Annotated in this window: 12 protein-coding genes; 6 read left to right on the top strand and 6 right to left on the bottom strand. The window is 70.5% G+C overall.

Annotation, left to right across the window (positions count from 1 at the left end):
• Window positions 1–5: 5 nt before the first annotated feature.
• Window positions 6–824 carry a serine hydrolase domain-containing protein gene (locus OG349_RS25430; RefSeq protein WP_327236788.1) on the bottom strand — a complete coding sequence of 273 codons (819 nt, stop codon included), beginning with the start codon at window positions 822–824 and terminating at the stop codon, window positions 6–8.
• 17 nt (window positions 825–841) lie between these two features.
• Window positions 842–1,312, bottom strand: coding sequence for a GNAT family N-acetyltransferase (locus tag OG349_RS25435; RefSeq protein ID WP_327236789.1), 471 nt, complete (start codon window positions 1,310–1,312; stop codon window positions 842–844).
• An 86-nt stretch (window positions 1,313–1,398) separates the two neighbouring features.
• On the opposite strand from OG349_RS25435, the gene OG349_RS25440 reads away from it, so the two are divergent.
• The gene (locus OG349_RS25440) at window positions 1,399–1,863 is read left to right on the top strand and encodes a MerR family transcriptional regulator (RefSeq protein ID WP_327236790.1); all 465 of its coding nucleotides are present in this window, start codon (window positions 1,399–1,401) and stop codon (window positions 1,861–1,863) included.
• Between the two features lie 6 nt (window positions 1,864–1,869).
• Window positions 1,870–2,898, top strand: coding sequence for an aldo/keto reductase (locus OG349_RS25445; RefSeq protein ID WP_327236791.1), 1,029 nt, complete (start codon window positions 1,870–1,872; stop codon window positions 2,896–2,898).
• A 509-nt stretch (window positions 2,899–3,407) separates the two neighbouring features.
• Here the strand turns inward: OG349_RS25445 and OG349_RS25450 are convergent.
• The 3 genes from OG349_RS25450 to OG349_RS25460 all read right to left on the bottom strand — a co-directional run bounded on the left by OG349_RS25450 (window position 3,408) and on the right by OG349_RS25460 (window position 6,431).
• Window positions 3,408–4,316 (bottom strand): DUF4429 domain-containing protein, encoded by a 909-nt coding sequence (locus tag OG349_RS25450; RefSeq protein WP_327236792.1) that lies wholly within the window; start codon window positions 4,314–4,316, stop codon window positions 3,408–3,410.
• A gap of 56 nt (window positions 4,317–4,372) precedes the next feature.
• On the bottom strand, window positions 4,373–5,593 hold the full coding sequence (locus OG349_RS25455) for an alpha/beta hydrolase (RefSeq protein WP_327236793.1): 1,221 nt from the start codon (window positions 5,591–5,593) through the stop codon (window positions 4,373–4,375).
• A 175-nt stretch (window positions 5,594–5,768) separates the two neighbouring features.
• Complete coding sequence (locus OG349_RS25460) at window positions 5,769–6,431, bottom strand: TetR/AcrR family transcriptional regulator (RefSeq protein WP_327236794.1); 663 nt, start codon at window positions 6,429–6,431, stop codon at window positions 5,769–5,771.
• 126 nt (window positions 6,432–6,557) lie between these two features.
• On the opposite strand from OG349_RS25460, the gene OG349_RS25465 reads away from it, so the two are divergent.
• Together OG349_RS25465 and OG349_RS25470 are read left to right on the top strand one after the other, a co-directional pair.
• A complete protein-coding gene (locus OG349_RS25465) occupies window positions 6,558–8,165 on the top strand; it encodes an MFS transporter (protein WP_327236795.1) in 1,608 nt (535 codons plus the stop codon).
• A gap of 179 nt (window positions 8,166–8,344) precedes the next feature.
• Window positions 8,345–8,758, top strand: a complete 414-nt coding sequence (locus OG349_RS25470; RefSeq protein WP_327236796.1) for a peptidase inhibitor family I36 protein — start codon at window positions 8,345–8,347, stop codon at window positions 8,756–8,758.
• Between the two features lie 194 nt (window positions 8,759–8,952).
• Here OG349_RS25470 and aceE read toward each other — a convergent pair whose 3' ends face one another.
• Window positions 8,953–11,697, bottom strand: a complete 2,745-nt coding sequence (aceE, locus tag OG349_RS25475; RefSeq protein WP_327236797.1) for a pyruvate dehydrogenase (acetyl-transferring), homodimeric type — start codon at window positions 11,695–11,697, stop codon at window positions 8,953–8,955.
• Between the two features lie 392 nt (window positions 11,698–12,089).
• Here aceE and OG349_RS25480 point away from each other — a divergent pair, with 392 nt between their 5' ends.
• Window positions 12,090–12,527 carry a DUF3052 domain-containing protein gene (locus OG349_RS25480; protein ID WP_161310881.1) on the top strand — a complete coding sequence of 146 codons (438 nt, stop codon included), beginning with the start codon at window positions 12,090–12,092 and terminating at the stop codon, window positions 12,525–12,527.
• Between the two features lie 119 nt (window positions 12,528–12,646).
• Window positions 12,647–13,141 carry a peroxiredoxin gene (locus tag OG349_RS25485; protein WP_327236798.1) on the top strand — a complete coding sequence of 165 codons (495 nt, stop codon included), beginning with the start codon at window positions 12,647–12,649 and terminating at the stop codon, window positions 13,139–13,141.
• Window positions 13,142–13,236: the final 95 nt, after the last annotated feature.

The following is a 13,236-nucleotide window of genomic DNA, read 5'->3' on the forward strand; positions in this document are numbered from 1 at the left end:
GTCGCTCAGCCCGCGCGCAGTTCCGCCAGCACCGCTTCCGTGAACGGGGGCCACGCCTCGATCGCCCAGGGGCCGAAGTCCCGGTCGGACAGGGCGACACAGGCCGCTCCCGCGTCCGGGTCGACCCACAGGAACGTACCGGACACCCCGAAGTGGCCGAACGTGCGCGGTGAGGACGAACCGCCCGTCCAGTGCGGGGACTTGGTGTCGCGGATCTCGAAGCCGAGGCCCCAGTCGTTGTTCTTCTGCCGCCCGTAGCCGGGCAGGATGCCGGACAGCCCGGGGTGGACGACCGTCATGGCCTCCAGCACCGTGCGCGGGTCCAGCAGGCGGGGCGCCTGGAGTTCGGCGGCGAAGCGCGTCAGGTCGTCCACCGTCGAGACGGCGGCCCTGGCCGGGGAGCCGTCCAGTGTGGTGGACGTCATACCGAGCGGTTCGAAGACCGCCTGGCGCACGTACTCCCCGAACGGGATCTCGGTCGCCTTGGCGACATGGTCGCCCAGCGCCTCGAAGCCCGCGTTCGAGTAGATCCGGCGGGTGCCGGGCGGGGCCGTCACGCGGTTCTCGTCGGCGGCCAGTCCGCTGGAGTGCGCGAGCAGATGCCGGACGGTGGAGCCCTCGGGACCGGCCGGCTCGTCCAGTTCGACCGCCCCTTCCTCGTACGCCACCAGTACGGCGTACGCGGCCAGCGGCTTCGTCACGGAGGCCAGGGGGAAGCGGTGCGAGGTGGGACCGCGCGACCCCACGACGCTGCCGTCCGCCCGCACGACGGCGGCGGCCGCGGTCGGCACGGGCCAGTTGTCGATCAACGCCAGACTCTGCATACAACGAGCGTAGAGGTCTAGAGAGTCAGCCTCATGGCGGGGTCGGGGGTACGGACGAACCCCAGCGAGGCGTACAGCGGTTCGCCCTCGCGGGACGCGCGCAGGTCGATCTTCCGGACTTCGCGCGTACGGAACCAGTCGAGCAGCGCCTCCACGCAGGCCCGCGAGTGGCCGCGGCGGCGCAGGTCGGGGTCGGTGGCGACGCTGAACACATAGCCGCTGGTGCCCGTGGGGTTGGCGGGGCCGCCGAGGCGGTACTCGATGATGCCGACGGCCGTCGCCGCGAGTGCGCCGGGGGTGTCCGGCCGGTCCACGACAAAAGCGGCCAAATCGCCCGAAGGGTCGGCGAGTTTCCTCCGGAGGGTCTCCACCGCGGCGGGCTGCCAGCCGACATCCGTACTGGGCCCGAGGTGGGAGTCGAGCATCACCTTGCGGAGCCGGACGAGTTCCTCGGCGTCGGCGGGGGTGGCGGGTCGTGCGAGGGTCATGCGGACGACGCTAGCGCCACCCGCCGCGAATCTCGTCGCATTATTCGCTTGCTTCGAGTGCACTCGAAGGTTCTAGCGTGTGACGCATGACGCTGATGGAGAGTAGCCCCGCCGTGACAGAACCTGTCGACGTCTGCGCCGCGCCTCCCCGCCCCCACCCGTGTCCCGACGGCAAGGACCGCTACACGATCAGCCAGGTCGCCGCCTTCACCGGACTGACCGCGCACACCCTGCGCTGGTACGAGCGGATCGGGCTGATGCCGCACGTCGACCGGTCGAACACCGGGCAGCGCCGGTTCTCCAACCAGGACCTCGACTGGCTGGAGTTCGTCACCAAGCTGCGGCTGACCGGCATGCCGGTCGCGGACATGGTGCGGTACGCGGAGCTGATCCGGGTAGGCGAGGAGACGTTCGAGGAACGGCAGGAACTGCTGGAGCGGACCCGGCGCGACGTGATCGACCGGATCAGCGAACTCCAGGACACCGTCGCCGTGCTCGACCACAAGATCAGCTTCTACGCGGGTGCCCGTCGGGCGCCGGAAAGGGTCTGAAGACCCATGAGCGACAGCACGATCACACCCCTGACCCAGGTACGACTCGGCACCACGGGCCCGGAGGTGGGCGCCCAGGGATTCGGCTGCATGGGCCTGAGCGACACCTACGGGCCCACCACGGACGTGGTGGAGGCGCGGGCGACGCTGGAGCGCGCGCTGGAGCTCGGCGTGACGCTGTTCGACACGGCGGACGTCTACGGGCAGGGGGAGAACGAGAAGTTCATCGCCCCCTTCGTCCAGGCGCACCGCGACGAGATCGTGCTGGCCACCAAGTTCGGGATCGGCGTCTCCGCGACGGACCCGGCCCTGCGGACCATCCGCAACGACCGGGCGTACCTGCGCGCGTGTGTCGAGGGCAGTCTGACGCGGCTCGGCGTCGACGTGATCGACCTCTACTACATGCACCGCCGTGACGTGAGCGTCCCCGTCGAGGAGACCGTGGGGGCCATGGCCGAACTGGTCGCCGAGGGCAAGGTCAAACACCTCGGGCTGAGCGAGGTCACCGCCGGCGAGCTGCGCGCCGCGCAGGCCGTGCACCCGATCGCGGCGCTCCAGTCGGAGTGGTCGCTGTTCAGCCGCGACATCGAGGCGCGGATCGTGCCGGCCGCCGTCGAACTGGGCGTCGCGCTCGTGGCGTACTCCCCGCTCGGCCGCGGTTTCCTGACCGGCTCGTTCGTCAACGCCGAGCAGGAGTTGGGCGAGGACGACTTCCGCCGCAGGCAGCCGCGCTTCAACGGCCCGAACGCCCGCGCGAACGCCGCGCTGCTGGAGCCCGTACGCAAGATCGCCGAGGGCCGCAACGCGACGCTCGGACAGGTCGCCCTGGCCTGGGCGCAGCAGCGCTCGGCGATCCACGGACTGACGGTCGTCCCGATACCGGGCACACGCAGCCGCGCCCGGGTGGAGGAGAACACCGCCGCCACCCGCCTGGTCCTGACGGACAGCGAACTGGACCTCCTGGAGCCGATCGCGTCGCGGGTGGCGGGCGGCAGGTCCGCGGACCTGACGTTCGTCTCGGAGGGCCGCGAGTAGCCGCGGGGCAGCGGGCGGGTTTACGTACTCCGGTACGCCCCGGCGCCGGTCGGCGGCCTCGCCCGCGCGGACCGGGCTGCGTACGCCGCTACGACCCGGCGCCGGTCGTCGGCCTCGGCCGTGTGGGTCGGGTGCGCAGGCCGGTGCGGCCGTGGCGCCGGCCGGCAGCCCAGGCTTGTACGCGTCCCGCGCGGGCCGGCGGTCTCGCCCGTACGGGGTCGGGGTCGTACGACCCTGCGATCTGGGCGTCGGCCCGCCGCTGCTTGGCGGGCGGCACTGGCTCGTACGCGTCCTGCCCAGGTCGGTGGTCGCGCCTCGTACGGGGCCGGGGGCGTACGACCGTGCGGTCCTCGCGCCGGCCGCCCCTGCGGGCAGGCGGCGCGGGCTCGTGCCCGCCCCGGCCGACGGGCGCGCTCGGGGTCGGGATCGCACGCGCCCTCTGTCGGCCGGCGGTCGCGCCCGCGCGTGGGTACGCCCCCCGTGCCGGCCCCGGCCGCGAGGCCGGCCCGTCACAGCTCCGCCAGCAACTCCGCCTTCTTCGCGCTGAACTCGTCGTCCGTCACCAGGCCCGCCTGGTGCAGCTCCCCGAGGTGGCGGATTCGCTCCGCCACGTCCGCCGGGTCGCTGCGGGCCGCCGCCACCGCGTGGACCGGGACCCGCGGCGGGCCCGGGGCCGCCCCAGCGCCCCGTACCGCGTGGAGGACCGCCGCCGCGAACGGCAGTGACTCGTGCACCGGGCCGTAGCCGAGGCCGAAGACCACGGCCGCCGGGTCGTGGTCGGCCTGGGCCGGCTGCGGGGCCCGCGGCAGGTCCGCGCCCTGGCCGTCGCGCAGCAGCAGCCGCAGGTAGCCGTCGAAGACCTCGGGGGAGCGCCACTCGACCCCGTGCAGGTCCCTGACCGCGAAACTCTGGTCGCCGGCCTTCCACTTGGCGGAGGACGCGCCCGTCCACGACCAGCGGAAGGACACCTGCTCCCCGTCGAAGACGGCCTTGCCGTCGAACGCCTTGAAGGTCCTGGGCCGTTCCGGCGGGTCCACCAGGAACCGCTCGGCGGGCTCCAGGCGCTCCCGCGCGCCCGGCCCGTCCGCGAGCGCCGCCCGCAGCTCGTCCGCGTAGTACTCCGCGAGCGTCTCGCGCTCGGCCGGCAGCACCAGCCGGTACGGATCGCTGCTCCCCCTGAGCTGGCCGGCCGCCGCCTCCATCAGGGGATCGGCGCCCGGCCTCGGGACCGCGTGCAGCACGACCGTCCCGCGCTTGCCGGGGGAGAGCGTCACCGACGACAACGCCGCGTGCGGGACACGGCGTTCACCGAGGGCCTGGAAGAGCTTCGGCGCGCGTATCCCCCGTTCGAAGCGGACGAGCACGGAATCGCTCTCGAACTCCCAGGTGGCATGAATTCCGCCCAGCACATCACCCATACGGCACATCGTAGGCGCCGCGCGCCGCCGCGTCGCCCGCACCGGCGGGGGGAGTTCTACGCGCGTCCGATCGCGTCCGCCCGGAGGAGGTCGCTCCGGCAGTCGCTGTCCGTGTCGGCGCACCGCAGCGCGCGGTACGACCCGACCCCGATGTCGGCGAAGTTGTCGAGGCTGTCCGTGCCCGGCACGAAGTACCCGCTGTGCCCGACCGCGCCGTCCGCCGACAGGATCCGCGCCCCGAAGTGCCCGCTCACCGGGTCCGCGCCGTGCCCGAGTCCGCCGACCGCCAGGTACGGTACGTCCTGGATCCAGTCGTCGCGGTCGCGCATGGCCCACACCCGGGCGGTGGTGTGCAGTTGGGCGGCGTTGCCGACCCGCATCCCCGGGCTCCCGGCGACCGCCACGTCCGTCACCCGCGCCGGCAGCTCGTCTGCGGCGACCCCGCACACGACGGAGCCGTAACTGTGGCAGAAGAGGGAGACCCGCGACCGGCCGGGCAGCGCCCGGACGAGCGCGGTGAGCCGTACGCCGCCGGCCTCCGCGAGCTTCCCGATGGCCGCGTCCATGCCGAGACCGGCGGGCGAGGTGTAGTCGGCCCAGGCGATGACCGCGGTACGGGCGTCCGGATCCGCCTCCCGCTCGGCCGCGTACAGCGCCCCCGCCATCCCGGCGGGCGCCGAGTACTTGCGTTCGGTCCGTTCGAAGGTCAGTACGTTCGTGTCGACACCCGGCACCACGATCGAGACCCGCTCGGCGTGGTCCAGATCGCCGAACACCTCGGCGGCGCGGCCCTTCCCGGACGGGTCGAAGGCGAGCATCCGCCGGTCCGGGTGGAGCATCGAGGTGTAGCGGTTCATCGTGCGCCCCGCCTGCCTGCGCCCGTCGGGCGACAACCGGACGTCGTGCGTACGGCGCCGCTCGACCTCACGCGCCTGATGGAGCGCCAGCCGGTTGGCCCGGTAACGCAACGTCACCGGAGCGCCGTTGAGATTGCCCACGACGAGGGGGTATCTGCGCACCAGCGCGGTCTGCTGAGCGGCCGTCAGCGACGTGAAGAAGGCCGCGATCAGCTTCGGTGAGGTGTCCGTGTCGGGGAGGTCCCGTGCTCCTATACGGCCCCGCTCCCACGCGGAGACGGCGATCTCCAGGGGCTCGCTGGGGCCGCGGTGATGGCGTACCGCGGTCCACCCGGTGGTGGCCAGGAGGACGAAGACAACGGCGAGCGCGAGAAGCATGCGCCAGGCGCTCAACGGAGGATCAGTTTCGAAGGAAGTCACTAACTACCAGCCTAGGACGCGCGTAGGTGCCCTCGTGGCGAGGGTGAGGCACATCACGCGCAACGAAGGAATGAACCGACGGTAACGTCACCATGGGTACGCGCGGCGCGTACGCTCCGGCGCGCGACACGCGTGCAAGTCACCGAAGATGACGTCGCGTAAGGTCGAATCGGCCCTAGGGCGTGTCCGGCCGCCGCCAGTCCTCCGCGAGCGCGGGACCCAGATGGTCCAGGTACGTCTCCGACAGCGCGCCCAGCGACTCCACGCTCGTGTCCTGGCCCTGGCCCCAGAGCCGGCCCGTCACCCGCATCACGCCGGTGAACGCGGCGACGGCCACCCGGGGCCGGGGGTCGGCGTCCACGTCCAGCCCCTCGCGGTCCGCGATCAGCCGCGCGATCTCCTCGTCCAACTCGGCCGAACGCCGCAGGTGCACGGCGAGCAGCGCGGGCGTCGACTCGATCAGCTGATAGGTCCGCATGTGCAGTTCGACGGGGACGACGGCCTCGATCGCCTCGCTGACACCCTGCCAGGCGGAGGTGACGGCCCGGCGCATCGCCTCGAACGGCCCCTCGGCGGCGGGCCGTACACGCAGCGCCTCGACGAACCGCCCCTCCACCATCCGTACGACGGAGAAGACGACCTCCTCCTTGCCGGCGAAGTAGCGGAAGAAGGTGCGCTGGGAGACCTCGACGGCGTCCGTGATCTCGTCGACCGTGGTCTGTTCGTACCCCTGTGTGGTGAAGAGTTCCAGTGCCACGCGCAACAGCGCGTCGCGGGTGCGCTGTTTCTTGCGGGCGCGCAGCCCGACCGGATGCCCGGTCACCGTTTCATGCACCACCGATTGGTCCTCGTTCCACCGCTTCGCACCGCTTTGACCTGCTCAGTGTATCTGTGAGCTACGTGACAGTTACCGACTTGTGAAATGGTTTGTCAACTGTCAGTGACTGACACTAGCGTGCTCGGTATGACTAGTCAGACCACCGTCGACACAGCGCCGCAGACCCCGGAACCCCCGGCACCGACGCCCGCCAAAGGGCTGCGCGGCCACCCCTGGTTGACTCTTTTCTCAGTTGCCATCGGTGTGATGATGGTGGCGCTCGACGGCACCATCGTGGCGATAGCCAACCCGGCCATCCAGAAGGACCTCGGCGCGAGCTTCGCGGACGTCCAATGGATCACCAACGGCTACTTCCTCGCCCTCGCCGTCGCCCTGATCACGGCCGGCAAGCTCGGTGACCGCTTCGGCCACCGCCAGACCTTCCTCATCGGCGTCACCGGCTTCGCCGCCGCCTCGGGGGCCATCGGCCTCTCCCACAGCATCGCGCTCGTGGTCGTCTTCCGTGTGCTCCAGGGCCTCTTCGGCGCCCTGTTGATGCCCGCCGCGCTGGGTCTCCTGCGTGCGACCTTCCCCGCCGAGAAGCTGAACATGGCCATCGGCATCTGGGGCATGGTCATCGGCGCCTCCACCGCGGGCGGCCCGATCATCGGCGGTCTGCTCGTCGAGAACGTCAGCTGGCAGTCGGTCTTCTTCATCAACGTGCCGGTGGGCATCGTGGCCCTGGGGATCGGCATCGTGATCCTCAAGGACCACCGCGCCGAGAAGGCGCCGAAGTCGTTCGACGTCCTCGGCATCCTGCTGCTCTCCACCGCGATGTTCTGCCTGGTCTGGGCGATCATCCAGGCCCCGACGTGGGGTTGGGGCTCGGGCCTGACCTGGCTCTTCATCATCGGCTCCCTCGTCGCCTTCGGGCTCTTCGCCTTCTGGGAGACGAAGGTCAAGGAACCGCTCGTCCCGCTGGGCCTGTTCCGCTCCGTACCGCTCTCCGCCGGTGTGGTGCTGATGGCGCTGATGGCCATCGCCTTCCTCGGCGGCCTGTTCTTCGTGACGTTCTACCTCCAGAACGTGCACGGCATGAGCCCGGTCGACGCCGGTCTGCACCTCCTGCCGCTCACCGGCATGATGATCGTCGCCTCGCCGCTCGCCGGGGTGGTCATCACCAAGGTGGGCCCCCGGATCCCGCTCGCGGCCGGCATGATCTTCACCACCGTCGCCATGTTCGGCATGTCCACGCTGGAGACAGGCACCAGCAGCTTTGTCATGTCGATCTGGTTCGCCCTGCTCGGCATGGGTCTCGCGCCGGTCATGGTGGGCGCGACGGAGGTCATCGTGGGCAACGCCCCGATGGAGCTGTCCGGTGTCGCGGGCGGCCTCCAGCAGGCCTCCATGCAGATCGGCGGCAGCCTCGGTACGGCCGTGCTCGGCGCGGTCATGGCCTCGAAGGTCTCCAACGACCTGCCGGGCAACTGGACCGACGCGGGCCTGCCGCCGCTCACGCCTGACCAGGCGGACAAGGCGGCCGAGGCCGTCCAGGTCGGTGTGCCGCCGGTGGCGCCAGGCACCCCCGCCGAGATCGCCGCGAAGATCACCTCCGTCGCGCACGACACCTTCATGTCCGGCATGGGGCTGGCCTGCCTGGTCGCCGCCGGCGTCGGCGCCGTGGCGGTCTTCGTCGCGCTGCTGACGAAGCGGGGCGTCAACGCGGACGCCGCCGACGCGGGGGTGCACATCTGATGTCAGCCTCCGGCTGACCCGACGTCAATTCCGCTCCCCACACGGCCCCGCCGGAACCTTCCGGCGGGGCCGTCGCCTATCCGGGTGGTACGCCCCGAGACCTCTTCCCCGGCGGGTCCCGCGCAGGTCAGGGTACGGATGACCGACAAGAACACGTACGACGACGGGGGATGATCCGCATGCGCGGAACCAACGGATTCAACGGAACCAACCGAATCAGCACCATCACACGCACGAGCCTGTTCGCCCTGGGGGCGCTGCTCGCCACCACCCTGCTGCCGGCCGGCAGCGCCACCGCCGCACCGCCGCGTCTGGGGGCGTGCGCGGCGGGCGAGTTGTGCCTCTGGGGGAAGGACGACTTCACCGGCTCCCGGTGGATCCACGAGTTGTCGGGACTCGACATCGACAGCTGCGTACCGCTCCCGGCGGGGGCCACGGCCGCCTCGCTGGCCAACCGCACCGGACGGCCCGTGACCACCTACCAGTCCGCGGAGTGCGGAGAGACGGGGGAGTTCGAGACGTACCCGGGCGGCGGCACGTGGGTGCCGCGCTCGCCGTACCGCGTCCGGGCGTTCAAGGTCTGGGAGACCTGACGGGGAACGCATGTTTGAGTCGCTGAGCGGGGGTACCCGCAGGGTGCGGGCCCCCGCTCGTGCGGCCGCGGAGGTCGCGGACCGGGCCGGCCCGCGGAAAACACCCGGCGTATCACGGAAGCCGGGTTCGGCGACACAAAGGGCGGCGGGACCGGAGTCCCGCCGCCCTTCGGCGTATCCGCCACGGGTACGGGCTACGCGTCGCCGCCCTCAGGGCCGGGGTCGGCCGCCGCCGTGTCCAGCAGCTGATAGCGGTCCACGGCCTGCTTGAGCACCGAGCGGTCCACCTTGCCCTCCCGCGCCAGCTCCGTGAGGACCCCGAGCACGATCGACTGCGCGTCGATGTGGAAGAAGCGCCGGGCCGCGCCCCGCGTGTCCGCGAAGCCGAACCCGTCCGCGCCCAGCGACTGGTACGTACCGGGCACCCAGCGCGAGATCTGGTCCGGCACGGACCGCATCCAGTCGGACACCGCCACGAACGGACCCCGCGAGCCGGACAGCTTCCGCGTCACGTACGGGACGCGCTGTTCCTCCTCCGGGTGCAGCAGGTTGTGCCGCTCCACGTCGACCGCCTCGCGGCGCAGCTCGTTCCACGACGTCGCGGACCAGACATCGGCCCGTACGTTCCACTCCTCGGCGAGCAGCCGCTGAGCCTCCACGGCCCACGGCACGGCCACACCCGATGCCAGGATCTGCGCCGGGATCTCGCCCCGCTCAGCCTGCTTGAAGCGGTGGATGCCCTTGAGGATGCCCTCGACGTCCACGTCGGCCGGCTCGGCGGGGTGCTGGATCGGCTCGTTGTAGACCGTCAGGTAGTAGAAGACGTCCTGACTCTCGCCCTCCACGGCCGGGCCGTACATCCGGCGCAGGCCGTCCTTCACGATGTGCGCGATCTCGAAGCCGTACGCGGGGTCGTACGCGACACACGCCGGGTTCGTCGACGCCAGCAGGTGCGAGTGCCCGTCCGCGTGCTGGAGCCCCTCACCGGTCAGTGTCGTACGGCCGGCGGTCGCGCCCAGCACAAAACCGCGCGCGAGCTGGTCGGCCATCTGCCAGAACTGGTCACCGGTCCGCTGGAAACCGAACATCGAGTAGAAGACATAGACCGGGATCAACGGCTCGCCGTGCGTGGCGTACGCCGAGCCCGCCGCGATCAGCGAGGCCGTACAGCCCGCCTCCGAGATGCCGTCGTGCAGCATCTGGCCGGTCGGCGACTCCTTGTACGCGAGCAGCAGCTCGCGGTCCACGGACTCGTACTGCTGCCCCAGCGGGTTGTAGATCTTCGCGCTCGGGAAGAACGAGTCCATCCCGAACGTGCGGTACTCGTCCGGCGCGATCAGCACGAACCGCTTGCCGATCTCCTTGTCCCGCATCAGGTCCTTGAGCAGCCGTACGAACGCCATCGTCGTGGCGATCGACTGGTGCCCGGAGCCCTTGCGCACCGCCGCGTACGTCTTGTCCTCGGGCAGCGCCAGCGGCTTCGCCCGGACGACCCGCGTGGGCACGTACCCGCCCAGCGCCTTGCGCCGGTCGTGCATGTACTGGATCTCTTCCGAGTCCTTGCCGGGGTGGTAGTACGGCGGCGCGCCGTCCTCCAGCTCCTTGTCCGGGATCGGTAGGTGCAGCCGGTCGCGGAACCCCTTGAGGTCGGCGGTCGTGAGCTTTTTCATCTGGTGGGTCGCGTTGCGGCCCTCGAAGTTCGGCCCCAGGGTCCAGCCCTTGACGGTCTGCGCCAGGATCACCGTCGGCTGGCCCTTGTGGGCCTTGGCCGCGGCGTAGGCGGCGTACACCTTCTTGTGGTCGTGGCCGCCGCGCCCCAGGTGCAGGATCTGCTCGTCGGTCATGTTCTCGACCATGGCGCGCAGCCGCTGGTCGTCCCCGAAGAAGTGGTCGCGGATGTACGCGCCGGTCTCGGTCGCGTACGTCTGGAACTGACCGTCCGGCGTCGTGTTCAGCCGGTTGACCAGCACGCCGTCCCGGTCCTGCGCGAGCAACGGGTCCCAGGAGCGGTCCCAGACCAGCTTGATGACGTTCCAGCCGGCGCCCCGGAACTGCGACTCCAGCTCCTGGATGATCTTGCCGTTGCCGCGCACCGGGCCGTCGAGCCGCTGGAGATTGCAGTTCACGACGAAGGTCAGGTTGTCCAGGCCCTCACGGGCGGCGATGGACAGCTGGCCCAGCGACTCGGGCTCGTCCATCTCGCCGTCGCCCAGGTACGCCCAGACGTGCGAGGCGGAGGTGTCGGCGATGCCGCGCGCCTCCATGTAGCGGTTCATCCGCGCCTGGAAGATCGCCCCGAGCGGGCCGAGGCCCATCGAGACGGTCGGGAACTCCCAGAAGTCCGGCATGAGCCGCGGGTGCGGGTAGCTGGACAGGCCGTACGGCGCCTTCGACTTCTCCTGGCGGAACGCGTCGAGCTGCGCCTCGCTCAGCCGGTCGAGCAGGAAGGCGCGGGCGTAGATGCCGGGGGAGGCGTGGCCCTGGAAGAAGATCTGGTCGCCGCCGTCGCCGTCGTCCTTGCCCCGGAAGAAGTGGTTGAAGCCCACGTCGTAGAGGGAGGCGGAGGAGGCGAACGTGGCGATGTGGCCGCCGACGCCGATCCCCGGGCGCTGGGCGCGCGAGACCATCACGGCCGCGTTCCAGCGCGTCGCGTTGAGGACCTTGCGCTCGATCTCCTCGTTGCCGGGGAAGAACGGCTCGTCCTTGGTGGCGATGGTGTTGACGTAGTCCGTGCTGCGCATCTCCGGCACAGCAACCCGCTTCTCGCGGGCCCGCTCGATCAGCCGGAGCATCAGGTAACGGGCACGCTCGCGCCCGCGCTCGTCGACGGCGGCGTCGAGCGAGTCGAGCCACTCCTGGGTCTCTTCGGGGTCATAGTCCGGGACCTGGCTGGGAAGGCCGCCAATGATGATCGGGCTGCGATCGGATCCGGAAGCCACGCTGTTCCTTCGCTGTTCGGTCGGGGCGTGCCGCTGCACGGGGTCGATCCATCGTGTACCGCGGCGGCGGAAACGTCATCTCTACTGTGGGGTAACCCGTCGGACCGCAAGCTTACGCCCGCCCCGTCCCCGTGTTCTGTTCGATGAGGGCGACCCGAATGGCGTACCGATCCGGCATAACCTTGCAAAGAAGGACGAAAAGTGTGGCGGGCATCACAGGAGGCGGTGTCGAAGTGGCAGGAGATGCGACGAAGGGGCCCGGAACGTCACCGTTTCGGCGGTCTCGACCTCCGGGTACTTGCGCGATCCGCCCCGCCCGTGTGGACTACGGCCAATGCCCCGCGTACGCGCGCGGCTGACGCATTTCCCAAAACATGATCAGGAGGCAATCCGTGAGCGCGACCGCGGACCACGCGGAGGAACGGACCAACCTTGCCGCAAGGCTGGGGTTCGAACCCGGACAGGTGGTCCAGGAGATCGGCTACGACGACGACGTCGAGCAGGAGCTCCGCGAGTCCATCGAGGCACTCATCGGCCAGGACCTCGTCGACGAGGACTACGACGATGTGGCGGATGCCGTCCTGCTCTGGTTCCGTGACGAGGACGGCGACCTTACGGACGCGCTGGTGGACGCCATCGGTCTGATCGAGGACGGCGGTGCGGTCTGGCTGATGACGCCGAAGACCGGCCGTGATGGCTATGTCGAGCCGAGCGACATCAACGAGGCCGGCCAGACCGCGGGCCTGTCCCAGACCCGGAGCGTGAGCGCCGGCAAGGACTGGACAGGCAGCAGGCTCGTCACGCCCAAGGCGGCGAAGTCCAAGCGCTGACACTCCGAGCGCCGCATCCGAGCGCGCAAGCCGCAGCAGTCAGCAGCCTTCGAGGCAGCCCTGAGGGCCCCCGCCGACCCAGGTCGGCGGGGGCCCCGTGCGTCCGTAGGCTGTACGCCATGGCCATCGAGGTGGGCGACACCGCCCCGGATTTCGAGCTGCGGGACAACCACGGGCGGACGGTACGGCTGTCCGACCTGCACGGGCACGGGCACGGGCGCGACGCCGACGCCGACGCCGACGCCGTGAACGTGGTGCTGGTCTTCTACCCCTTCGCCTTCACCAGTGTCTGCACGGACGAGATGCGGGCCCTGCGCGACGGGCTGCCCGCGCTCACCGCCGACGACACCGTCCTGCTCGCCGTCTCGAACGACTCCATCCACACCCTGCGTGTCTTCGCCGAGCAGGAGGGGCTGGAGTTCCCGCTCCTGTCGGACTTCTGGCCGCACGGCGAGGTCTCGCGGGCGTACGGCGTCTTCGACGAGGAAAAGGGGTGCGCGGTGCGCGGGACGTTCATCATGGACAAGGAGGGCGTGGTGCGCTGGAAGATCGTCAACGGTCTGCCGGACGCCAGGGACCTCCAGCAGTACGTCCGGGCACTCGACGCCCTCTGAATCCGTCCGGTGAACCGGTCAGGACCAATCGGTCAGGACCCCGGGAAATCGCACAGCCGCCGGGAACCGGTCACTAGGATCCAGTCGTTGATCCG

The organism is Streptomyces sp. NBC_01317, assembly GCF_035961655.1.
In the GTDB taxonomy this organism is placed as follows: Bacteria; Actinomycetota; Actinomycetes; order Streptomycetales; family Streptomycetaceae; genus Streptomyces.